At 64.1% G+C, this 19,765-nt stretch carries 21 protein-coding genes; 7 read left to right on the top strand and 14 right to left on the bottom strand.

From position 1 onward, the window contains the following. A complete protein-coding gene (locus QRN51_RS05385; protein WP_284988941.1) occupies window positions 1-789 on the bottom strand; it encodes a LamB/YcsF family protein in 789 nt (262 codons plus the stop codon). Between the two features lie 611 nt (window positions 790-1,400). Here QRN51_RS05385 and QRN51_RS05380 point away from each other — a divergent pair. Further along, entirely contained in the window at window positions 1,401-2,327 is a 927-nt protein-coding gene (locus tag QRN51_RS05380; protein ID WP_059388746.1) for a LysR substrate-binding domain-containing protein, read from the top strand. A gap of 140 nt (window positions 2,328-2,467) precedes the next feature. Continuing rightward, the gene (locus tag QRN51_RS05375; protein ID WP_284988940.1) at window positions 2,468-2,689 is read left to right on the top strand and encodes a hypothetical protein; all 222 of its coding nucleotides are present in this window, start codon (window positions 2,468-2,470) and stop codon (window positions 2,687-2,689) included. Window positions 2,690-2,801: 112 nt separating this feature from the next. Here the strand turns inward: QRN51_RS05375 and QRN51_RS05370 are convergent, their stop codons facing one another. Together QRN51_RS05370 and QRN51_RS05365 are read right to left on the bottom strand one after the other, a co-directional pair. Further along, entirely contained in the window at window positions 2,802-3,476 is a 675-nt protein-coding gene (locus tag QRN51_RS05370) for a 4-carboxy-4-hydroxy-2-oxoadipate aldolase/oxaloacetate decarboxylase (RefSeq protein ID WP_059388748.1), read from the bottom strand. A 45-nt stretch (window positions 3,477-3,521) separates the two neighbouring features. Next, on the bottom strand, window positions 3,522-4,730 hold the full coding sequence (locus tag QRN51_RS05365) for an aspartate transaminase (RefSeq protein ID WP_284988939.1): 1,209 nt from the start codon (window positions 4,728-4,730) through the stop codon (window positions 3,522-3,524). 294 nt (window positions 4,731-5,024) lie between these two features. Here QRN51_RS05365 and QRN51_RS05360 point away from each other — a divergent pair, with 294 nt between their 5' ends. After that, window positions 5,025-5,555 (top strand): hypothetical protein, encoded by a 531-nt coding sequence (locus tag QRN51_RS05360; RefSeq protein WP_284988938.1) that lies wholly within the window; start codon window positions 5,025-5,027, stop codon window positions 5,553-5,555. 1 nt (window position 5,556) lies between these two features. On the opposite strand, the gene QRN51_RS05355 is transcribed toward QRN51_RS05360, so the two are convergent. The 7 genes from QRN51_RS05355 to QRN51_RS05325 all read right to left on the bottom strand — a co-directional run bounded on the left by QRN51_RS05355 (window position 5,557) and on the right by QRN51_RS05325 (window position 12,723). Then, window positions 5,557-5,991: a hypothetical protein gene (locus tag QRN51_RS05355; RefSeq protein WP_284988937.1), complete on the bottom strand. Its 435-nt coding sequence runs from the start codon at window positions 5,989-5,991 to the stop codon at window positions 5,557-5,559. A 117-nt stretch (window positions 5,992-6,108) separates the two neighbouring features. Continuing rightward, entirely contained in the window at window positions 6,109-6,945 is an 837-nt protein-coding gene (locus QRN51_RS05350) for an HpcH/HpaI aldolase family protein (protein ID WP_284988936.1), read from the bottom strand. After that, window positions 6,930-7,715, bottom strand: coding sequence for a 2-oxo-hept-4-ene-1,7-dioate hydratase (gene hpaH, locus QRN51_RS05345; RefSeq protein WP_059388754.1), 786 nt, complete (start codon window positions 7,713-7,715; stop codon window positions 6,930-6,932). The genes QRN51_RS05350 and hpaH overlap by 16 nt, the downstream gene beginning before the upstream one ends. 53 nt (window positions 7,716-7,768) lie before the next feature. Then, complete coding sequence (gene hpaD, locus QRN51_RS05340) at window positions 7,769-8,857, bottom strand: 3,4-dihydroxyphenylacetate 2,3-dioxygenase (RefSeq protein ID WP_284988935.1); 1,089 nt, start codon at window positions 8,855-8,857, stop codon at window positions 7,769-7,771. A gap of 147 nt (window positions 8,858-9,004) precedes the next feature. Next, a complete protein-coding gene (gene hpaE, locus QRN51_RS05335; protein WP_284988934.1) occupies window positions 9,005-10,528 on the bottom strand; it encodes a 5-carboxymethyl-2-hydroxymuconate semialdehyde dehydrogenase in 1,524 nt (507 codons plus the stop codon). Between the two features lie 55 nt (window positions 10,529-10,583). Then, complete coding sequence (locus QRN51_RS05330) at window positions 10,584-11,273, bottom strand: GntR family transcriptional regulator (RefSeq protein WP_284988933.1); 690 nt, start codon at window positions 11,271-11,273, stop codon at window positions 10,584-10,586. Then, complete coding sequence (locus tag QRN51_RS05325) at window positions 11,266-12,723, bottom strand: fumarylacetoacetate hydrolase family protein (RefSeq protein ID WP_284988932.1); 1,458 nt, start codon at window positions 12,721-12,723, stop codon at window positions 11,266-11,268. The genes QRN51_RS05330 and QRN51_RS05325 overlap by 8 nt, the downstream gene beginning before the upstream one ends. A gap of 206 nt (window positions 12,724-12,929) precedes the next feature. Between QRN51_RS05325 and QRN51_RS05320 the strand changes: the two genes are divergently transcribed. Further along, window positions 12,930-14,846 carry an FAD-binding monooxygenase gene (locus tag QRN51_RS05320; RefSeq protein WP_284988931.1) on the top strand — a complete coding sequence of 639 codons (1,917 nt, stop codon included), beginning with the start codon at window positions 12,930-12,932 and terminating at the stop codon, window positions 14,844-14,846. Window positions 14,847-14,920: 74 nt separating this feature from the next. Continuing rightward, a complete protein-coding gene (locus QRN51_RS05315) occupies window positions 14,921-15,625 on the top strand; it encodes an alpha/beta fold hydrolase (RefSeq protein ID WP_284988930.1) in 705 nt (234 codons plus the stop codon). Here the strand turns inward: QRN51_RS05315 and QRN51_RS05310 are convergent, their stop codons facing one another. Beyond that, a complete protein-coding gene (locus tag QRN51_RS05310; protein WP_284988929.1) occupies window positions 15,626-16,567 on the bottom strand; it encodes an NAD-dependent epimerase/dehydratase family protein in 942 nt (313 codons plus the stop codon). A gap of 177 nt (window positions 16,568-16,744) precedes the next feature. Between QRN51_RS05310 and QRN51_RS05305 the strand changes: the two genes are divergently transcribed. Beyond that, the gene (locus QRN51_RS05305; protein WP_216363193.1) at window positions 16,745-17,899 is read left to right on the top strand and encodes a hypothetical protein; all 1,155 of its coding nucleotides are present in this window, start codon (window positions 16,745-16,747) and stop codon (window positions 17,897-17,899) included. Between the two features lie 62 nt (window positions 17,900-17,961). Further along, the gene (locus tag QRN51_RS05300; protein ID WP_284988928.1) at window positions 17,962-18,405 is read left to right on the top strand and encodes a hypothetical protein; all 444 of its coding nucleotides are present in this window, start codon (window positions 17,962-17,964) and stop codon (window positions 18,403-18,405) included. Here QRN51_RS05300 and QRN51_RS05295 read toward each other — a convergent pair. The 3 genes from QRN51_RS05295 to QRN51_RS05285 form a co-directional block, all read right to left on the bottom strand. Then, window positions 18,376-18,615, bottom strand: a complete 240-nt coding sequence (locus tag QRN51_RS05295) for a hypothetical protein (protein WP_284988927.1) — start codon at window positions 18,613-18,615, stop codon at window positions 18,376-18,378. The genes QRN51_RS05300 and QRN51_RS05295 overlap by 30 nt on opposite strands. Before the next feature lie 247 nt (window positions 18,616-18,862). Next, entirely contained in the window at window positions 18,863-19,141 is a 279-nt protein-coding gene (locus QRN51_RS05290; RefSeq protein ID WP_284988926.1) for a hypothetical protein, read from the bottom strand. A gap of 183 nt (window positions 19,142-19,324) precedes the next feature. Beyond that, window positions 19,325-19,756 carry a MarR family winged helix-turn-helix transcriptional regulator gene (locus QRN51_RS05285; RefSeq protein ID WP_284988925.1) on the bottom strand — a complete coding sequence of 144 codons (432 nt, stop codon included), beginning with the start codon at window positions 19,754-19,756 and terminating at the stop codon, window positions 19,325-19,327. Window positions 19,757-19,765 lie beyond the last annotated feature (9 nt).

Raw genomic sequence — 19,765 nt, 5'->3', positions numbered from 1 at the left:
TCAGGCCGCCTTCCTCTTGGCATCCATGACTTCGGTCAACGGGGCAATACGGACGCCGGCCGAAACGAGCTCCGAACGGATCAGCCGGGCGAGCTCGACGGCGCCGGGGTTGTCCCCGTGAAGCAGGACGGTGTCCGCGGAGATGTCGATGTCAGTGCCGTTGGCGCATCGGATCTTGCCCTCGCACACCATGCGGACGGTTCGCTCGACAATCGCCGAGGGATCGTGCAGCACGGCGCCCGGCTGGCTGCGCGGGACCAGGGTCCCGTCTTCCTGGTAGGCACGATCGACAATGCCCACAATCGCCACGTCCAGGCCGGCGGAACGTGCCGCCTTGGCCAACTCGCCCTCCTGCGCGACCACGATCAGTTCGTTGTCCACGCGGGCAGCGGCCTCAGCCACGGCCTCCGCGTAATCCGCCCGGACGGCGACGAGATTTCCCAGCCGGCCATGCGGCGCAACGTGGGTCACTTTGGTTCCGTGGAAGGCGGCGAAGCCGTTAAGGGCCCCCAGCTGGTACAGGACATCCGCGCGCACCTCGTTGGCAGTCAGGCCCATGTCCCTGCGGCCGAAACCACGCAAGTCGGGGAAGCTCGGATGGGCTCCAATACCCACACCGCGGCGAACGCATTCAGCAACGGTGGCGTCCATGATGTCCGGATCGCCCGCGTGGAACCCGCAAGCGATATTGGCACTTGAAACGATCTCCAGAAGATCGGTGTCGCTGCCTATGGTGTAGGCACCGAATCCCTCTCCAAGATCCGCTACAAGATCAATTGTCGGGTTCACGTGGTTCTCTTTCCGTGGTTCTGCATTGGGGTCCGGCAATTCCGCTCGAACGGCTGGAATATCCGGTAAACTCAGTTGCCTTTTCGATTGAAAGTGTTTAGCTAAAATTCTTCAATCCGGGGAACTGTCGGTAATTCTTTGGTGATAGAAGTCTCGCACCCACGAACTTCGGGCACAAAGACCTATTCCCTATCACGGGATAGCTCCCGGTTATGACCTACGGCACACATGCTGGTGGGGGAGACGGCATGCTGCCGGGCCGCCGTCGTCGTCCTCCGTGGTGAAGGTCGACGACGGCGGGCGGCGGCGCGCGCGGTGGACCTGCCGCTGTTGCCGGAGGGCGATGTGCCCGAAAGTCTCATAGGGTGCTCTTTGCGTGACGATCGATTTGTGAGGCAGCGTCCCGAATGCGTCTATATTTGGGTATCGGGACAATTCGGGTGATGGGGAGTCAACGAACTGTCAGTAAATGGTTGGGAAACGCCACCATGGGGATGTGGATCTCAAATTAGTCGCTGAGAGACAGGTCACACAAAGACGGATTGTGTGTCCCTACATAGAATTTCCTTATGGCATCCAGGCCCCAAGTGGACTTGGAGGAAGGCAGACCGATGGATACGCGGAAGCTCTCATATTTTGTAAAGATCGTCGATTCGGGGAGCATCACCAAGGCCGCTGCAGCGCTCCACGTCGCCCAGCCTGCCCTCAGCCAGCAGGTGTCGGCACTGGAAAGCGATTTGAAGCAGCGCCTGCTGATCCGCAGTAAGCAAGGTGTCGAGCCGACCGCCGCGGGGCACACACTCTACCGCCATGCCCAGACCATCCTGCGGCTTGTTGAACAAGCGCGGCAGGACGTAGCGACATCCGGGGCCGCACCATCGGGCAGGGTGTCCATCGCCATCGCACCGTACAGCATGGCCTCCAGCCTCACACCGCAGATCATCCGGGAGGTCGGCCGGCGATACCCGGACATCGTGGTGCATTTGACCGAGATCTTCGGGGGCGTGCTGAGCGAAGCAATCAAGAACGGGCGCCTCGACATGGCCCTGATCTACGAGCCGGGGAAGATCCGCGGGGTTCAGTTCACCACCATGATCGTGGAAGACCTGCACCTGGTCACCCACGAAGACGTCGATGTTGCCCAGGGCCGCACTACTGTCACTCTTGAAGAAGCCAGCACCCTTGGACTGTTCCTCCCCGAAAAGAACCACACCCTGCGCCAGATCATCGAAAAGGGACTGGCCGAGCACGGGTTGCCCCTGCGGCTCGTAGGAGAAGTGGAGTCGGTTCCGTCGCTTGTCCGGCTCATCCGCGCAAACCTCGGGGCCACTGTGCTGCCGAAATCGGCTGCCGATGCGCTCTTCCCTGATGAGAACTTCAAGGTCCTGCGGATCGTCGAACCGGCCCTGCAGAGCAAGATCGCCCTGTGCACCCCCGACCACGAACCGCTGTCAGAGGCCGCCTCGGCCGTGCTCATCCTGGTCAAGGAGATGCTGCAGCAACAGTTGATCAGCAAGTACGCGGCCGATCCATCCTAGGGTTGATCCATCCATAACATTGCCTTATCCGGACAGACATCTTTGGTCTTATTCACGGGCATTTTTATTTCCTATTATCGAATTAGCAAGTAATTCGAAAGCGGCTCGCGGATTCCGTGAACCCAATCAAAGGAACAGCGGTGAAAAAGATCAGCCAGACCCGGTGGGTTTCGAATCCAACCCTCGGAACGATCAGCGCACGGACCGGATTCCACTGCCCTAGGAACGGTTTCTGGCGTCCTTTGGGCGGCGTGGGCGAGCCCCTCTTCGTCTTCGAAGGAAGCCTCATGCCGCCCCATGCCGGACACAGCATCGAGCGGTACCTGGTCGACGCACGGCCAGGACACCCCGGACTGGACTGACTCGACTAACCACCCAAGGCGCCTTGCCCCAGGCAAGGCGCCTTCTTCGTGCCCGGAAACGGGCGCGCAAAAGGCCGGCCACCGCATTCGGTGACCGGCCCCAGCGTGACAATCAGTCTTCGACCAGCAGTCCCTTGGCCTTCAGCTTTTCCGTTAGTCCGCACAACTCGATGGTGGTGCCTCCGGCGTGGTAGGCCTTGATGAGCTCGCGTTCGGCGTCGTCCCGGGCCTGGGAGAGCGCGATGACCTCCTCCGCTTCCTCACGGCGGACGACAACGACGCCGTCAGCGTCACCGCGGAGGATGTCTCCGGGGTAGATGATCTCATCGCCGAACACCAGGGGGTGGTTGATGGGTCCGAGGGTTTCCTTGACCGTGCCTTTGATGCAGACGCTGCCCGAGAATACCGGCAGGCCCAATTCAATGAGGTCCTGGGTGTCCCGCACGCCGGAATCCGTCACCATCGCCGCAATGCCCTTGGCTTTCATGGCATTGCCCAAGACGTCGCCGAACGTTCCGGCGTCGGAAAATTCCTGGGCACCGACCAGGACCACGTCGCCGGCCTGGGCGTAGTGGATGGCCACCTGCAGCATGAGGTTGTCCTGCGGGGCACAGGCCACGGTCACGGCCGGGCCGCAGAAGGACATCGAGCGGTCGATCGGCTTGATCTTGGAGCTCAGGGCGCCGCGGCGGCCCTGGGCTTCGTGGATGGTCGCGGAGGAGAACGCCGCGAGGCGGCTGACGACGTCGGCGTCGGGCCTCTGGAACTTGGTCTTGACGTGGATCATTTCCTGAATCTTTCTCTTGGCTGGCTTCTGGGGTGCCCGTGGGGCTTAGTTGAGGGCGCTGACTGCCTTGCGGATCGAGTCCACGCCGGCGTTGATGGTCTCCAGCGATGTGGCGAAGGAGATCCGGAAGTAGGGGCCAAGGCCGTAGGCCGAGCCCTGGATGACGGCGACCGCAGCCGCGTTGAGGAGGTACAGCGTGAAGTCCTGGTCGTTCTCAATGACCGTGCCGTCCGGAGCGGTCTTGCCGATGACGCCGCTGCAATTCACGTAAGCGTAGAAGGCACCCTCGGCCGGCGCGACGGAAAGTCCGTCTATGGCGTTGAGGCCTTCGACGGCGACGTCCCGGCGCTTGCGGTACACCTCCACGCTGTCCCGGACGAACGACTGGTCGCCGTTCAGGGCGGCCGCCGCAGCTGCCTGGCTGACCGAGGACGGGCAGGATGAGGTCTGCGACTGCAGCTTGTTCATCGCTGCGATCAAAGGCGCTGGACCTACGCCGTAGCCAAGGCGCCAACCGGTCATTGCGTAGGCCTTGGAGACTCCGTTGACCAGGAGGATGCGGTCGCGGAGGGTCGGAACGGCAGTGACGAGGCTGGTCACCCGGCCGTCGCCGAAGTGGATTTCGTCGTAGATCTCGTCCGTGAGGATGTAGACATGCGGGAATTCCTCAAGGACGGCACCCAGGGCCTGGAGTTCTTCGCGTGTGTACACGGCTCCCGTCGGGTTGGACGGAGCGTTGAGGATGAGCCATTTCGTCTTGGGCGTGATGGCTTCGCGGAGGGCGGCTGGTGTGAGCTTGAAGCCGGTGTCTTCTCCGCAAGCGACGATCACGGGCGTGCCGTCGTTGGCGAGGACCATGTCCGGGTAGGACACCCAGTACGGTGCGGGGACGATGACCTCGTCGCCCTCGTTGAGCGAAGCCATGAGTGCTACGTAGAGGACTTGCTTGGCACCGCCGCCGATGGTCAGCTGGTTCGCTTCGTAGCGCACGCCGGTGTGGCTTTCAATCCGGCGGAGGATGGCGGTCTGCAGTTCCGGCGTTCCAGTCACCGAGGTGTACTTGGTCTGGCCGGCGTTGATCGCTTCGATCGCTGCCGCCTTGATGTGGCCGGGGGTGTCGAAGTCCGGCTCGCCGACGGTCAGGTCGATGATCGGGATGCCTTCGGCTCGTAGTTCACGGACGCGGGCGGCGGCCGCAACGCTCGCTGAGGACTTGATGCGTGTGACCCTCGACGCCGGCAGGTACTCGGACATTTGTCTTCTCCAGAATCGTGAAACTCAGGATTCGGGTGTCGAATCCCCAATTTCGAGACTAGGCACTGCCGGGCGCCGTGGATAAGACCTAATGTGCGTGGATCAATAAGAGGCCCTTATGACCACCTGATCTATATAGGGATTCTGTGGTCGTTTAGGGACATTTCAACCCCATATGGGAATCTTCCATGCACTTCGCTTATGGGTTCACGCGGTATTGGTATTTCCGCGGCTCTGCGAACACCGCCTAGATTTCATAGATCAGAAGTTCGCGAAGAGTCCGAAAGGGATCCAATGCCAGCCCAATCCGGGTCCCTTCCGGGCCCGTCAACCACCGGCAGGTATACCTACCGGGCCAAGGTTCCAGCCCGGTCCCAAACCGTGGCCAAAGGAGAGCGTGCCAAGCTCACGCACGCCCTCGCGGCGCACAGGCAACTCCTGTCCCATGCTTCGAGCGCCATCCGCACATTGACCGCTGCCCGCAACGAGATGATCGCCCAGGCCCTTGAAGACGGGCTCACGTTGGCCACAATTTCGGCGGTGACCGGGGAAAACATTCGGGCTGTCCGAACCATCGGTTTGGCTTATGACGACCTTCACCCGAGCGGGCTCACGCGAGGCGCGCATGTGGATGGCCTGAGGGCGAAAAGCGAGCAACTCAAAGCAGCCGAAAGGCATCGCGACCGGATCGTTAATCAGCGGGAAGCGTTGATTGTCACGGCGCTCCGCACCCAAGCCTGCGATGACCTTGAACTTGCCTCGCTGACCGGTCTCACACCCGAGCATATCCGCCGGTCAACGCGGGGCATCGCGCGCTCCGCCTAGCTTACTTCGTTGCGTCTTTCTTTTCCGGGGGCGTCCTGCAGCTAAACAGTTCCTGTGTTCCCGTTTTCCTCGCGATGAGCACCGTTAATGCGCGGGCCGACGTCGAGATCGGTTCAAAATGCTGGATCGACCGCGCACCAACGTTCCAAATGCGCTTCACGCCCAGCACCCGGTCGTGCTCATCCGTCGCAACCAAGGGCGGACTTCCCTGCCCTGCCATGGGCCTGCGTTTCCAGCACAGACTGACTACCGTCGCGTGCTCCCAGAATTCCACGGCGGTTACAAAGAATTCGCGCCCCTCATCATCCAGGAACAGCCCGGACTGCGGGACGTAAACAGCCCGCAGATCGTACTCCACGGGGCCTGGACGCCTTGCAGCCGGCGATTCGGCGATGGCTGCGGCTTGTTGAGGATTGAGATCTGGTTGCGGGACCACGGCATGCTCCATTGAAATTGCGGCCGACCCCCTCCTCGACCGCCCCCGAGCGGCCTCGGGATATCCAATGTAGCTCCGTCCAAGGACCTCCGGAAGAGTACCGACTACCTACCTAGTTCAGTAGCTCGACGGGGCGTCACCTGTCCCGCCTAAGGGCGCTCCGCCGTCGGGGTTTGTTGGGATGAACTTGTCGGCGAGGGCTTCGGTGCCGCGCGCTAGGAGCGCGACGTCGGCGCCGACCAGCAGGAACGAGGCACCGGCGTCCATGTATGCGCGTGCGGTGGCTTCGTTGAATGCGTTGACACCGGCCGGTTTGCCCGCGGTTTGCGCGGCGGCGAGGCAGTGTTCGACGGCGGCGCGCACCGTGGGGTGTTCCTGTTCGCCGAGGAGGCCCATGGACGCCGCGAGGTCCGAGGGGCCGAGGAAGATGGCATCGACGCCGTCGACCGCGAGGATCTCCTCGACGGCGGCGACGGCGGCCCCGGTTTCGATCTGGACGGTGACGCTGATGGTTTCGGCGGCGCGGGCGAGGTAGTCCGGGATGCGGTTCCAGCGCGACGCCCGGGCCAGGGCGGAGCCGACGCCGCGGACCCCGTGCGGCGGGTAGCGGACGGCGGCGATGGCGGCCTGTGCCTCCGCGGCGGAGTTGACCATGGGGATGAGCAGGTCCTGCACGCCCAGGTCCAGGTATTGCTTGAGGAGCACGGTGTCGTTGATCGGCGGGCGGACCACGGCTTGGACGGGGTAGCCGCGGACGGCCTGGAGCTGGGCGAGGATGGATTCGAGGCCGTTGGGGCTGTGTTCGGCGTCGATCAGGAGCCAGTCCAGCCCGGCCCCGGCGCATAGTTCGGCGATGAGCGGGCTGCCGGAACACACCCACATGCCGGCGAGTGGCCTGTCCGCGGCGGCCAGGGCTTGACGGAACGTGCGGTCTGGTTCTACTCGAACCGGCATGTGACAACTCCCAAGGGACCGTAGTCGGCGTGGACGGTATCGCCTTTGTATACCCAGAGCGGGCGGGTGAAGGAGCCGGCGAGGATGATCTCCCCGGCCTTCAGCCCGTCACCGTGCGGGGCGATCTTGTTAACGAGCCAGTGCACGCCGTTGGCGGGGTGGTCCAGGACGCCGGCGGCGACGCCGGTTTCCTCCACCACCTGGTTTTTGTACAGGATCGCCGATACCCAGCGGAGGTCGACGGCGTCCGGGCGGACCGGGCGTCCGCCGACCACCATGGCACCCATGGCCGCGTTGTCCGAGATGGTGTCCACGATGGTCCGGCCCTCCATCTCGATCCTGGAATCCAGGATCTCAAGGGCCGGAACCACGTAGTCGGTGGCGTTCAGGACGTCGAAGATGCCGCAGCCGGGCCCGGAGAGGTCCTTCTTGAGCACGAACGCCAATTCCACCTCGACCCGGGGGTGGGTGTACTGGTCCCACGGCACGGAGCAACCGGTGTCCAGGACCATGTCATCGAAAATCGCGCCGTAGTCCGGTTCGGTGATTCCGGTGGCGGCCTGCATGGCCTTGGACGTCAGCCCGATCTTGCGGCCCACCAGCTTCCGGCCGGCGTCCTCGTTCCGGCGCCGCCATAACTGCTGCACGGCGTAGGAATCCTCCACCGTCATCTCCGGGTAGCGGGCAGTCAGGCGCGGAACCGGGGTCCGGCTCCGGCCTGCTTCTACTAGTTCGTCGGCAATGGTTTCTATCGTCTTCGGGTCAAGCATCTCCACACTCCGTTCGGCCATCCTGCGGTCAGCATACGTTGAGGGCCGCCGGCCTAGAGCTGCGAGCCGACCTTGAAGCCCTTCCTTTCCCCCGCGGGGCCGTCCTCGGGCTGGCGCGTGTACGAGAAGCCGTCGGCACCCACGGTGACCGCCATTTCGCTCTTTTCCTCGCGGACGACGACCGGCTGCGGGTTGCCGTCCAGGTCCAGGACGAGGGAGGCCTCGGTGTACCAGGACGGGACCACGGGGTTGCCCCACCAGTCGCGGCGCTGGTTGTCGTGGACGTCCCAGGTGACCGTGGGGTTGTCCGGGTCACCGGTGTAGTAGTCCTGGGTGTAGATCTCGATGCGGTGCCCGTCCGGGTCCAGGATGTACAGGTAGAACGCGTTGGACACGCCGTGCCGGCCCGGGCCGCGTTCGATCCGGTCGCTGATGCGCAGGGCGCCCATCTTGTCGCAGATCTGGATGATGTTGTGCTTCTCGTGCGTGGAGAAGGCGATGTGGTGCAGGCGCGGGCCGTTGCCCCCGGTCAGGGCGGTGTCGTGCACGGTCTGCTTGCGGTGCATCCACGCGGCGTACGTGACGCCGTCGGAATCCTTGATGTCCTCGGACACGCGGAAGCCCAGGTCCTCCAGGTAGGCCCGGCCGCGGGGAACGTCCGGGGTGACCTGGTTGAAGTGGTCCAGGCGGACCAGCTCACCGGCGGAGTAGAGGTCGTAGCGCTGGGTGAGGCGTTCGACGTGCTCCACCTCGTAGAAGAACTCGTACGGGAAACCCAGCGGGTCCTCCACGCGGACGGAGTCGCCCACGCCCTTGGTGAAGCCGTCCTTGCGGCGCTCAACCCGGCAGCCCAATTCGCGGTAGTAGGCCTCGGCGGCGTCGACCTCGGCCGGGGACTTCACCCGGTACGCGAAGGCCGCGGCTGCGGCGACGGGTCCCTTGCGCAGGACCAGGTTGTGGTGGATGAACTCCTCGAAGGAACGCAGGTAGATGGTGTTCTCGTCTTCCTCGGTGACGTGCAGGCCGAGCAGGTCCACGTAGAACTCGCGGGACTTGGCGAGGTCCGTGACCACGAGTTCAAGGTAGGCGCAGCGGACGATATCCGGCGCCGGGACGGTGGGGGTTGGGACGAAGTTGGTCATGGGGTTCTCTCTTCTTCGAAAGGGTCTGTGGTGTTCGACGGCGGGATGCTCGCCTTTGGTGCCGGGTGCCGCCCAACTGACTCGCAGTAAGTGTCGTTTTGGAGCCCCATAACGACAACAAGTGCGAGGTAGTTGGGCTGGGCGGGGTCAGGCGCCGAACTTCGGGGTGTGCACAGCGCCGAGGGTGATGTGCACGGCTTGCTGGTCGGTGTAGAAATCGATGGAGCGGTAGCCGCCTTCGTGGCCCAGGCCCGAGGCCTTGACCCCGCCAAAGGGGGTGCGTAGGTCCCGGACGTTGTGGCTGTTGAGCCACACCATGCCAGCCTCGACGTTCTGCGCGAAGTTGTGCGCGCGGGTCAGGTTCTGGGTCCAGATGTAGGCCGCCAGGCCGTATTTGGTGTTGTTCGCCAGGGCGAGGGCTTCGTCGTCGTTCTCGAACGGGGTGATCGCGACGACAGGACCGAAGATCTCCTCCTGGAAGATCCGGGCGTCGGGCGCGACGTCGGCGAACACCGTCGGCGCGATGTAGTTGCTGTTGTTGAGCCCTGCGGGCAAGTCTTCCGGGCGTCCCCCGCCGGCGAGCAGCCGGCCTTCGGACTTGCCGATCTCCACGTACGAGGCGACCTTTTCGTAGTGCTCGGGGTGGACGAGTGCGCCGACCTGGGTCTTGGGGTCGTGCGGGTCGCCGACGACGATATTCTTCGCGCGGGCGGCGTACTTCTCGCAGAACTCGTCATAGATCGCGCGTTCGACGAGGATCCGCGAACCGGCGGTGCAGCGTTCTCCGTTGAGGGAGAAGACCCCGAATAGTGCCGAATCGATCGCGGCGTCCAGGTCGGCGTCGGCGAACACGACGCACGGGGACTTCCCGCCCAGCTCCATGGACAGGCCCTTGAGGTTGGCGGCGGCGTTGCGGAAGATCGTCTGGCCCGTGGTGGTCTCACCCGTGAAGGAGATCAGGGGCACGTCCGGGTGCTTGACGAGGGCGTCACCGGCTTCCTCGCCGAGCCCGTTGACCAAGTTGAACACGCCGTCGGGCAGGCCTGCGTCCTTGAAGATCTGCGCCCAGAGCGAGGCCGAGAGCGGGGTGAACTCGGCCGGCTTCAGGACCACGGTGTTGCCGGTGGCCAGGGCGGGGGCGAGTTTCCAGGACTCGAGCATGAACGGGGTGTTCCACGGCGTGATCAGGCCCGCGACGCCGATCGGCTTGCGGTTCACGTAGTTGATCTGGGAGCCCGGGACCTTCATGGCGTCGTCGAACTGGGCCACGATCAGGTCCGCGAAGAAGCGGAAGTTCTCCGCCGCACGCAACGCCTGGCCCTTGGCCTGGGTGATCGGCAGGCCGGTGTCGAAGGTCTCCAGTTCGGCGAGGCGCTCCTCCTGGGCTTCGACGGCGTCGGCGATCCTGTTCAGGACGCGGGCACGTTCGCGCGGCTTCATCTTCGGCCACGGGCCGTTCACGAAGGCTTCGCGGGCCGCGGCAACGGCGAGGTCGATGTCTTCCTTCTGCCCGGCCGCTGCGGTGGCGTAGTTGGTGTTGGAGACCGGGTCCAGGACGTCGAAGGTCTTCCCGCTGACCGAGTCAACGAATTCGCCGTTGATGAAGTGCTGGATGTGGGTGGGAAGGTCCTTCGGGACGTAATGGGTGGTTTCTGGTGCAGTGAACGTCATTGTTTTCTCCTTTGCTATTGGAACGCGGGGTCACTTACGGCCCATGTCGGGGCGCTTAATGGGCGCTAAGTGACCCCGCGTTGCTCTGTGCGAGGTACGCGTCCAGGGTGGCGCTGCGGTGGCGGCGGGCTGCTTGTTCGATGGTGTCGGCGTCGGCATTGCTTTCGATGAGCTGAAGCAGCGCCTCGTGCTCTTTGACGGATTCCTGCGCACGGCCAGGGACGAAGCGGAATGTCGAGGCCCGGATCGAGGCCAGCCGGTTCCAACCCCGGTGCACGAGGTCCAGGATGTGCGGATTGGGGCAGTGTTCGAAGAGCACGCTGTGGAAATCCTGGTTCAGGGCCGTGAAGCGGACCGGATCGAAATGCTCCAGGCAGTCGCGCATCTCGGCATTGACCGCACGGGCCCGGGCGATGGCCACGGAGTCGATCAAGGGGGCCGACAATGCCGTGGCCGCTCCCTCGATGATGCTCAGGGTCTGCATCGTGTACAGGTACTCCGTCGGATCGATCCCGGAGACCGTGGCGCCGACGTTGCGCTCGAACTTCACGAGCCCCTCGGCCTCCAGGCGGCGGATCGCCTCCCGGACCGGAACCACGCTCACGCCGAGGTCCTCGGCGATCTTGGCCAGCACCAGCCGGTATCCCGGCGTGTAGGTGCCCTCCACGATGCGCGCCTTCACGGCGGCATAGGCCTGCTCGGACTTGCTCCCGACGGCGGTGCTGCTTACGGCGGTTTCAGTCACCTTGGGCTCCTTCCCACTCTGCGTAGCGGGCACGCCACTGGGCGTTCATCGGATACAAACCGTCCACGCTGTTGCCCTGCTTGACCATCTCGAAGATGAAGGCCTCTTCCTTCTCCTGCGCGATGCACTCGTCCACCAGTTCGTCGGCGATGGCCGGCGGAATCACGAGGATCCCGTCCGAATCGGCCACGATGATGTCCCCGGGCTGGACCGTGGCCCCGCCGCAGGCGATGGTGATGTCCGTGTCCCACGGGATGTGCCGGCGGCCCAGGACGGCGGGGTGCGGGTTGGCGAAGTAGGTGGGCATGTCCAGCCCCGCCACCGCGGAATAGTCGCGCACGCCGCCGTCGGTGATGATCGCGGCGGCGCCGCGCATCTGGGCACGCAGCGCCAGGATGTCTCCGACGGTCCCGGTGCCTTTTTCGCCGCGGGCTTCCATGACCAGGATTTCGCCTTCGTTGACGGAGTCGATGGCGCGTTTCTGGGCGTTGAATCCTCCGCCGTGGGTCGTGAAGAGGTCCTCGCGGTTGGGGACATAGCGCAGCGTCCGGGCGAGCCCGACGACGCGGCGGTCGGGTCGGGTGGCCTGCAGGCCGTCGATGCTCACGTTGTTCAGCCCACGCTTGCGCAACTGGCTGGACAGGGTGGCGGTGGCGACGGACTCGAGTTTCTTCTTCAACTCCGGGGTCAGGACAGGCACGACGGCGGTCAGACCGGCCGCTTCCCGAGAACCGTATGCTTCCTCCCGCTGCGTGTCGTCGGATTTGGGCCGGGCACCGAAGTCCGCGAACGCCGTCATACCTTCCGTCACGGTGGTGGCCAGGCGGCCGCTGCTGAGCCCGCCGCCGGTGACTTCAACCTCGACGACGTCGCCGGGCCGGGCGACGGAGGCGCCGGCCGGTGTGCCGGTCAGGATGATGTCGCCGGGTTCGAGGGTGAGGAGCTGGGAAAGGTCGGCGACGAGGCGCGCAAAGGGGAACAGCAGCTCTTCGGTGGTGTCGTCCTGGACGAGTTCGCCGTTGTGCCAGGTGCGGATCCGCAGCCCGGAGGGGTCGACGTCGGCGGCCGGAATGAGCGCGGGGCCTACCGGGGTGAAGCCGTCGCCGCCCTTGGACCGGAGGTTGGAGCCCTTGTCCGCGTAGCGGAGGTCGTAGACGCCGAGGTCGTTGCTGGCCGTGACCCATTGGACGTGGCTCCAGGCGTCTTCCAGACCCACGCGGCGGGCGGGCGTGCCGATGACCAGCGCGATCTCGCCCTCGTAGCCGAGGAGTTCACAGCCAGCCGGACGCTCCACCGTTGAGCCGCTGAGGGCAAGGGAGGACGACGGCTTCAGGAAGTACGACGGCTGCTCCGGCATCCGGCCCCGCTGCGCCGCCCGGCTGGGGTAGTTGATATGCACCGCGATGACCTTGCGGGCCGCGGCCAGGGTGTGGTCGGTGACCTGTTCCAAGTTTCACTCCTCATCGAGTACGAAATCGTATACGATAACTATGACCCTGGAGTTTCGGGACGTCAACCCCCTGCATCCCCGGACGGATCGTGAGGCCCTTGTAGCCCCCGTCACGCCTGCCGTACAGTATGAATCCACACAAAGGTTCAAATAAAGAATTCACAGTTCTATAATTGAACAACCGCACAATGAAGTGAGGAAAGCCCATGCAGTTCCACCACCACGGTTATGTATCCGGCGACCCGCGTGTCCAGGCGGCCGCCGGCGTCGGCATCAAGAGACCCACTGATCTTCCCGACGAGGTCGACGTACTCATCGTCGGCAGCGGGCCCGCCGGCATGCTCGCCGCCGCGCAGTTGTCCCAGTTCCCGGGCGTCACAACCCGTATCGTGGAGCGTCGCCCCGGCAGGCTCGCGATCGGGCAGGCCGACGGGATCCAGGCCCGGAGCGTGGAGACATTCCAAGCCTTCGGATTCGCCGAGCGGATCATTGCCGAGGCGTACCGGATCACCGAGATGGCGTTCTGGAAGCCGGACCCGTCAGACCCTTCACGCATCATCCGTACCGCGCGGGCCCTCGACGATCCGACCGGGGATATCAGCGAATTCCCGCACCTCATCGTCAACCAGGCGCGCGTGCTGGACTACTTCGCCGAGTACATGGCGAACTCCCCCACCCGCATGACCCCCGACTACGGATACGAGTTCCGCGGCCTCGAAGTCACCAATGACGGTGACTACCCAGTCACCGTTACCCTTCTCCGCACCGCCGGACCAAACGAGGGCCAGGAACGCATTGTCCGGGCCAAATACGTCGTGGGCGCGGATGGCGCGCGGAGCAAGGTGCGCGAGTCGATCGGCTGCACCCTCGCCGGCGACCAGGCCAACCACGCTTGGGGCGTCATGGACGTCCTTGCCGTCACGGACTTCCCCGACATCCGCACGAAGTGCGCCATCCAGTCCGGCACGGGCGGCAGCATCCTCCTGATCCCGCGCGAAGGCGGCCATCTCTTCCGCATGTACGTCGACCTTGGCGAGGTGGATCGGAACGACAACCGCTCCGTGCGGAACACCACCATCGAGGAGATCATCTCCAAGGCCAACGACATCCTCCATCCCTACACGCTCGATGTGCGTAACGTCGCCTGGCACAGCGTGTACGAAGTGGGCCACCGCCTCACGGACAGGTTCGACGACGTCCTGCCGGACCAGCGCGGCACCCGCACACCGCGTGTGTTCATTGCCGGCGACGCATGCCATACGCACAGCGCCAAGGCCGGCCAAGGCATGAACGTCTCCATGCAGGACGGCTTCAACCTGGCCTGGAAGCTCGGGCACGTACTCGAAGGACGCAGCCCGGAGAGCCTGCTGTCCACATACTCCGCCGAGCGCCAAGTGGTTGCCAAGAACCTCATCGACTTCGACAAAGAGTGGTCCACGCTCATGGCGAAGAAGCCCGAAGAATTCGAGGACCCCACCGAGCTGGAGAACTTCTACGTGAGCACCGCAGAGTTCCCTGCCGGCTTCATGACCCACTACGCCCCCTCGCCGCTCATCGCCGAGCCTGCGCACCAAGACCTGGCCAAGGGATTCACGATCGGCAAGCGTTTCAAGTCGGCGCCCGTGGTGCGCGTCTGCGATACCAACCCGCTGCAACTCGGCCACCAGGCCAAGGCTGACGGACGGTGGCGCATCTACGTGTTCGCGGACGCAAGCAAGGCCGGGACGGCACAAGGGGGGTCGTCGCCCATCTCGGACTTTGCCGAGTGGATCGCGAACTCGCCGGACTCGCCGCTGGCCGCAACGCCGTCGGGCGCTGACCGGGACGCGTGGTTCGACGTGAAGGTGATCTATCAGCAGGAGCACACGAGCGTCGACATCGGAGCGGTGCCGGAAGCATTCAAGCCGGAGGTCGGACCGTTCCAGCTCACCTACCTTGAGAACGTCTACGGCACCGATCCTTCGGCAGACATCTTCGAGTTGCGCGGCCTTGACCGCGGCGGCGTCGTGGTGGTGGTGCGGCCGGACCAGTACGTGGCGAACGTCTTGCCCTTGACCGCGACGGCGGAGCTCGCCGCGTTCTTCGCGCCCCTCCTGCGATCGGGACGGACCGCAGCGGTCTGAGCTGTTGGCGCGTTCCGGCGTGCGGGACCAACGCAAGGGTTCATTCTGTCGGTGGCCCGTCGTAGGGTACCGGCATGGACATCATCATGGTTCCCGGATTCTGGTTGGACGCTTCTTCGTGGTCGGAGGTCACGCCGCCGCTCGTTGCTGCGGGCCACACGGTCCACCCGCTCACGCTGCCTGGGCTGGAGGCAATTGACGCCCCGAGGTCCGGTATCGGCCTCAGGGATCACATCGAGGCAGTAGTGGCAGCCGTCGACGCCGTTGGCAGTCCTGTTGTACTGGTCGGCCACTCCGGTGGAGGTGCCATCATCCACGGCGCCGTCGACGCCCGCCCGGACCGGGTGGTCCGGGCGGTCTACGTGGACAGCGGACCGCTTGGCGAGGGCGGCGTCATCAACGACGAACTGCCTGTCGAGGGCGATGCCGTGCCCTTGCCACCGTGGGAGCTTTTCGAAAACGAGGACCTCGTGGACCTCAACGAGGAGCTGCGGGCCGCGTTCCGGGCACGCGCCATCCCGGAGCCAAAGAACGTGACCACAGATAAGCAGCGCTTGCACGATGTGCGCCGCTACGACGTCCCGGCCACCATCATCGCGTGCGAGTTCCCCTCCAGCCTGCTCGGCGAGTGGATCGAATCCGGCCACCCCTTCGTAGCTGAGCTCGCGCGCATCAACGACGTGGAATTCATGGATCTGCCCACCGGACACTGGCCCCAGTTCACGAAGCCCCATGAACTCGGCGAGGCCATTCTTGCGGCGGTTGAGCGGACGGGTTAGTCACCGCACCGAATGGCTCGTTTCGGGCTTACGGTAGCTGTCCACAGTGACCTCCAGTGCTTGGTCCCACGATGTTGCCTTAACACCCAGCATCTTCCGCGTCTCCTCGGAGTCGATCACGAAGGGCATCGTGAATTGGTAGCTGGAAGCTGAGATCTCGCGCATGATCGGAATCACGGTGCCGAGGGCTTTAAGTGACCACTGCGGGATCGGGGCCGCCCGGCCATTCACGCCCCACCGCTCATTCACCTGCCGCGCGATTTCCGAGCGCGGGACGGATGCACTCGGCACATGCCAGGCCCGTCCCCATTCGCCCGTGTGGTCTGCGGCCGCGATAAGTGTCGCGGCGATATCGGGCAGGAAGCTCCAACTGTGCTCCAGTGCGGGGTCCCCCACGACACGCGCCGTTTTGGAGGCCAGGAGTGGTTGAAAAAAGCCGCCGCCAAGATGAGTCGACATCCCCGCCGCCCCAGGACCGAAGTAGTCGCTCGCCCGAACCTCCACGGCACGGATGTCACCGCGTTCGTGCGCGGCAAGGACTTTCTCCCAACCCGCTTTGCGCACGAGGCCCTTCTTCTCGGTGGTGGCGAGCTGTGAATGCTCGGTCATCGGACCGTCCGGCGGGCCGTACGCATAGAGGTTGCCCATGAGCACAAGACCGGCCCCGGAGTCACGCGCCGACTTGATCACGGCGTCGAAGATCGGAGGCCAATCGGCTACCCAATTGGTGTAGGGCGGATTGGTGCAAACGAAGATCGTGTCGGCTCCACGCGCAGCCCGTGTCACGTCGGCCGGGTTGCTCGCGTCCAGTTTCACGGGAGTCGCCCCGGGGACCGTAGTGCCGCTGCGCGTGCCGAGAGTTACCTGGTCTCCACGGGCGGAGAGCTGCCTCGCGAGCGTCCCGCCTACGAGTCCGGCGCCGAGGATAAGATGGCGTGCCACGATGGTTACTCCCTAACTCTCCGGCGATGCTTTGCTAGTGACGTCGCACCGAAGTACGGCGCAGCCGCTTACCCTTGACAAGATCCGAGGGTGGAATGAATGATACGAGCCTCATCAGCTTTGTACCTACCGGTGGTCAATAGCTGAATTGGTGTCTAACAATGTCGAAAGAGCACATTGACTGTATTCGTGTGGGCATGTTTTTCAGTCGGGTTGCTTGCGTTGCTCCTGAACTGGATGAGCGTGATCGGAACGCTGATCGTGCCACGTCCGCTGCACAGCAACCTTTCACGGATGACCCATTTGGTCACTGCGAAAATCTTCTTTGTCATCACTAAGCCCGTCTCCTCGTACGAAGTACGTGATCGGATCCTTGCCTGGCAGTCCCCCATGGCGCTGTTCGTCCGTCTGCTGGTTTGGGTGATCGTGTTCGACTTGTCGTTCAGTCTCCTGCTTCTTCCCTTCGTCGACGGTGACCTCTGGCAAGCCGCAAGCGAGGCTGGCTCCGCGATGTTCACGCTTGGCTACGCTGCTCCATCGAATGTCGGCAACACCGTGTTGGTTTACGTCGCCGCCTATACCGGGTTGATCGTGATCGCTCTGCAGATCGGTTATCTGCCAACGCTCTATGCAGCCTTCAACAGGCGGGAGGCGGAAGTAACGCTCCTCGTATCGAGGGCAGGCTCACCCTCATGGGGACCCGAGCTTCTGGTGCGCACACGGTTTGGGATGGCCGCCCAAACCAGCACCAGCGAGCTCAGCGAGCTTTACCAAAGGTGGGAGCGATGGGCCGCGGATGTCGCCGAATCACACAGCACCTACCTGACGCTGGTATGGTTCCGTTCGCCTTCACCGCAATCGAACTGGCTCAACTCCCTCCTCAGCGTCATGGACGCGGCCGCGTTGCAGCTTTCCCTGAGTCCGGGGTCCGCCCCGAGCACCCGGGCTCGGCTGGTCATTCGGATGGGATTCACCTGCCTGAACCAAGTGGCCCGGGCCATTCGTATCCCGGTCGAGGAAGACCCCGATCCCGATTCCGAACTAGATGTGACCTTTGAAGATTTTCAAGCGGCCGTGGAACTCCTGAGGACTGTCGATTACCCGATTGAGGTGACGGCGGAGCAAGCATGGCCCCACTTCAGGGGCTGGCGCGTCAACTACGAAAGGGTCGCATACGCCCTTGCCTACGCGATCGATGCCCCGCCATCAATGTGGAGCGGCCCACGACGCTTCGCATCCGAACCGGTCATGCCGCACAGGCCGAAGAACCGCACTTCCAAGGACGTCAAGCCGGACGATCCGCAAATGATTGCCCAGAGGAAGACACGGTGACAGCAAGGTGCAAGGATGGCAACGCACATGACGGTTGAACTGCATCGAAGAGGAGAAGCATCATGCCCATGATCGACGTGTACGCCACCGCAGGGACTTTCGCAGACAAACACCAGCTCGCGATTGACCTGGCGTCGACGGTGATGCGTGTGGAGCAGGTGCCGGATATCCCGATGTTCCGCAAGAACACGGCGGCATTCATCCACGAACTCCCGGCGGGGGATCTGTCGAATGTCGACGGCGACAGCAATTACGTGCGCGTCCAGGTGCTCACGAACGCGGGCGCGCTGAACCGCGAAAAGCAGCTCGCCGTTGTCGAACAACTCACCGCGCTCGTCGCGACGGCGGCCGCGGACCCGACGCTGCCTGATCGAACCTGGGTCCTGCTCACAGAAGCGCCCGACGGCGGCTGGGGCCTCAACGGCCACGCCAACACTAACGAGGAACTCATCGCGGCCGCGCGTGCACAGATTGCCTCACTCCAGGGGCACACCCCGCAGGCCTGACTTCCGGCAGCAAGCCGGGCTAGGGGCGCCAAGCGCCCCTGACGCGGACTTGGCTACTCGCGCGGACTTGGCTACTCGGCAAACACCTGCTTGGCGACCGCCATGGCGGACATCGCCTTGGGCCAGCCCGCAGAGAACGTCGTCGGTGAGTGAGGCAAGTTTGGGCGAGATGTCTCCGACGAGTTGCTGGGCACGGGATGGTTCGGTCATGGGGTTCTCCTTGTTAGTGAAAGCTTGTCGGCTTGCTTTCAATCCTAGGAATGGCCACCGGAATGAGGCAGGGTCCGCTATTACCTGTTTCCCGATGAACTCCGCGGGCCGGGGTTAGAGCGGCGGATATCTTCTGAGGCCTACCACTCCGCCTGCGGCGATGAGGGTTCCGCCGAAGGCCAACAGGATTCCAGCCACTGAAACGCTTGGAGCAATGGGATGGTCACTCTGGGCGGGGGCGCCCGGGTCAATCCGGGTAGCGGTCGCCGCAGAGGTTGAATTTTGCGTCGAGGGGCTCGGGCTGGAAACGATCGGCGAAGGCACTGTAGCTGTGGTTGCCGCCGGTGGCGCGGCCTGAGTTGGGTCCGCCCGCACGGTCACCGCCGTCGAAGGCGTTGAAGCGCCACCGGACGGAACCGCGACGCCGGGATCCGGCTGGGGTTGCGGTTGTACAGGCGGGATAGCCGTGGCCGACGGAGTGGGTTTTTCCGATGGCCGGGGAGATGGGGAGTTGGCGGGAGAGCACATGCCAACCACCCCCAGAAGCCCTTGCGAATCGCAGTTTGCGGCCCCCGCTCTCTCTGCTGGCGCAAGTGCGATCAGGCACAACGCGAAAGGGAGCGCGACGAGGGCAACTGGAACCTTCCGGCGAGTCATGGCTTCGACTCTACCTACTCTGCGGCAACTTGGCAGGCGGGCGGCGTTCGCTTCAGTCCCCGAGCTGACCCAGAATCCGGGCCAATTCGGCGCGATCTTCTGCGCTGAGCCGGGCAAAGTACTCGGAGGACTTGCCACGCCTTTCAGCGCTGATCTTCGCAAAGAGTTGCTGCCCGTCCCTGGTGGCGGCGACGAGGGTGGCGCGCCGGTCCGTGGGGTCCGGATCGCGGCGGACGAGGCCTTTGACCTCGAGCTGGTCCACCACTTCCGTGGCCGATCGTGGCGCAATGCGCAGCCGTTCCGCCAAGTCTTTCAGCCGAATCGGGTCCCCTGGCGCCGGGCGCATAAGAGTCATGAGCGCCCGCCATTGGTGCGGCGTCAGCTCCCACGGAGACAGCTGCTCGGCCCAGGTCCGGCGCAGCCCCCGGAAGGCGGCATGGAAGAGATCGCCAAGGTCGGCAGAATCTGAGGGCTGTGACTGCATTCTGTCAGT

It is taken from the genome of Arthrobacter sp. efr-133-TYG-120 (assembly GCF_030209785.1).
Lineage (GTDB): Bacteria > Actinomycetota > Actinomycetes > Actinomycetales > Micrococcaceae > Arthrobacter.
The sequence above is the reverse complement of the archived record's forward strand: the minus strand, read 5'-3'. Positions and strand labels throughout refer to the sequence as shown.

Bases quoted from the DNA above. Each gene is read 5' to 3' on its own strand.
- QRN51_RS05380 (WP_059388746.1), top strand. From the start codon at position 1,401: ATGGATACGCGGAAGCTCTCATATTTTGTAAAGATCGTCGATTCGGGG.
- QRN51_RS05370 (WP_059388748.1), bottom strand. From the start codon at position 3,476: ATGATCCACGTCAAGACCAAGTTCCAGAGGCCCGACGCCGACGTCGTC.
- QRN51_RS05365 (WP_284988939.1), bottom strand. From the start codon at position 4,730: ATGTCCGAGTACCTGCCGGCGTCGAGGGTCACACGCATCAAGTCCTCA.
- QRN51_RS05360 (WP_284988938.1), top strand. From the start codon at position 5,025: ATGCCAGCCCAATCCGGGTCCCTTCCGGGCCCGTCAACCACCGGCAGG.
- QRN51_RS05350 (WP_284988936.1), bottom strand. From the start codon at position 6,945: ATGCCGGTTCGAGTAGAACCAGACCGCACGTTCCGTCAAGCCCTGGCC.
- hpaH (WP_059388754.1), bottom strand. From the start codon at position 7,715: ATGCTTGACCCGAAGACGATAGAAACCATTGCCGACGAACTAGTAGAA.
- hpaD (WP_284988935.1), bottom strand. From the start codon at position 8,857: ATGACCAACTTCGTCCCAACCCCCACCGTCCCGGCGCCGGATATCGTC.
- hpaE (WP_284988934.1), bottom strand. From the start codon at position 10,528: ATGACGTTCACTGCACCAGAAACCACCCATTACGTCCCGAAGGACCTT.
- QRN51_RS05320 (WP_284988931.1), top strand. From the start codon at position 12,930: ATGCAGTTCCACCACCACGGTTATGTATCCGGCGACCCGCGTGTCCAG.
- QRN51_RS05315 (WP_284988930.1), top strand. From the start codon at position 14,921: ATGGACATCATCATGGTTCCCGGATTCTGGTTGGACGCTTCTTCGTGG.
- QRN51_RS05300 (WP_284988928.1), top strand. From the start codon at position 17,962: ATGCCCATGATCGACGTGTACGCCACCGCAGGGACTTTCGCAGACAAA.
- QRN51_RS05295 (WP_284988927.1), bottom strand. From the start codon at position 18,615: ATGACCGAACCATCCCGTGCCCAGCAACTCGTCGGAGACATCTCGCCC.
- QRN51_RS05285 (WP_284988925.1), bottom strand. From the start codon at position 19,756: ATGCAGTCACAGCCCTCAGATTCTGCCGACCTTGGCGATCTCTTCCAT.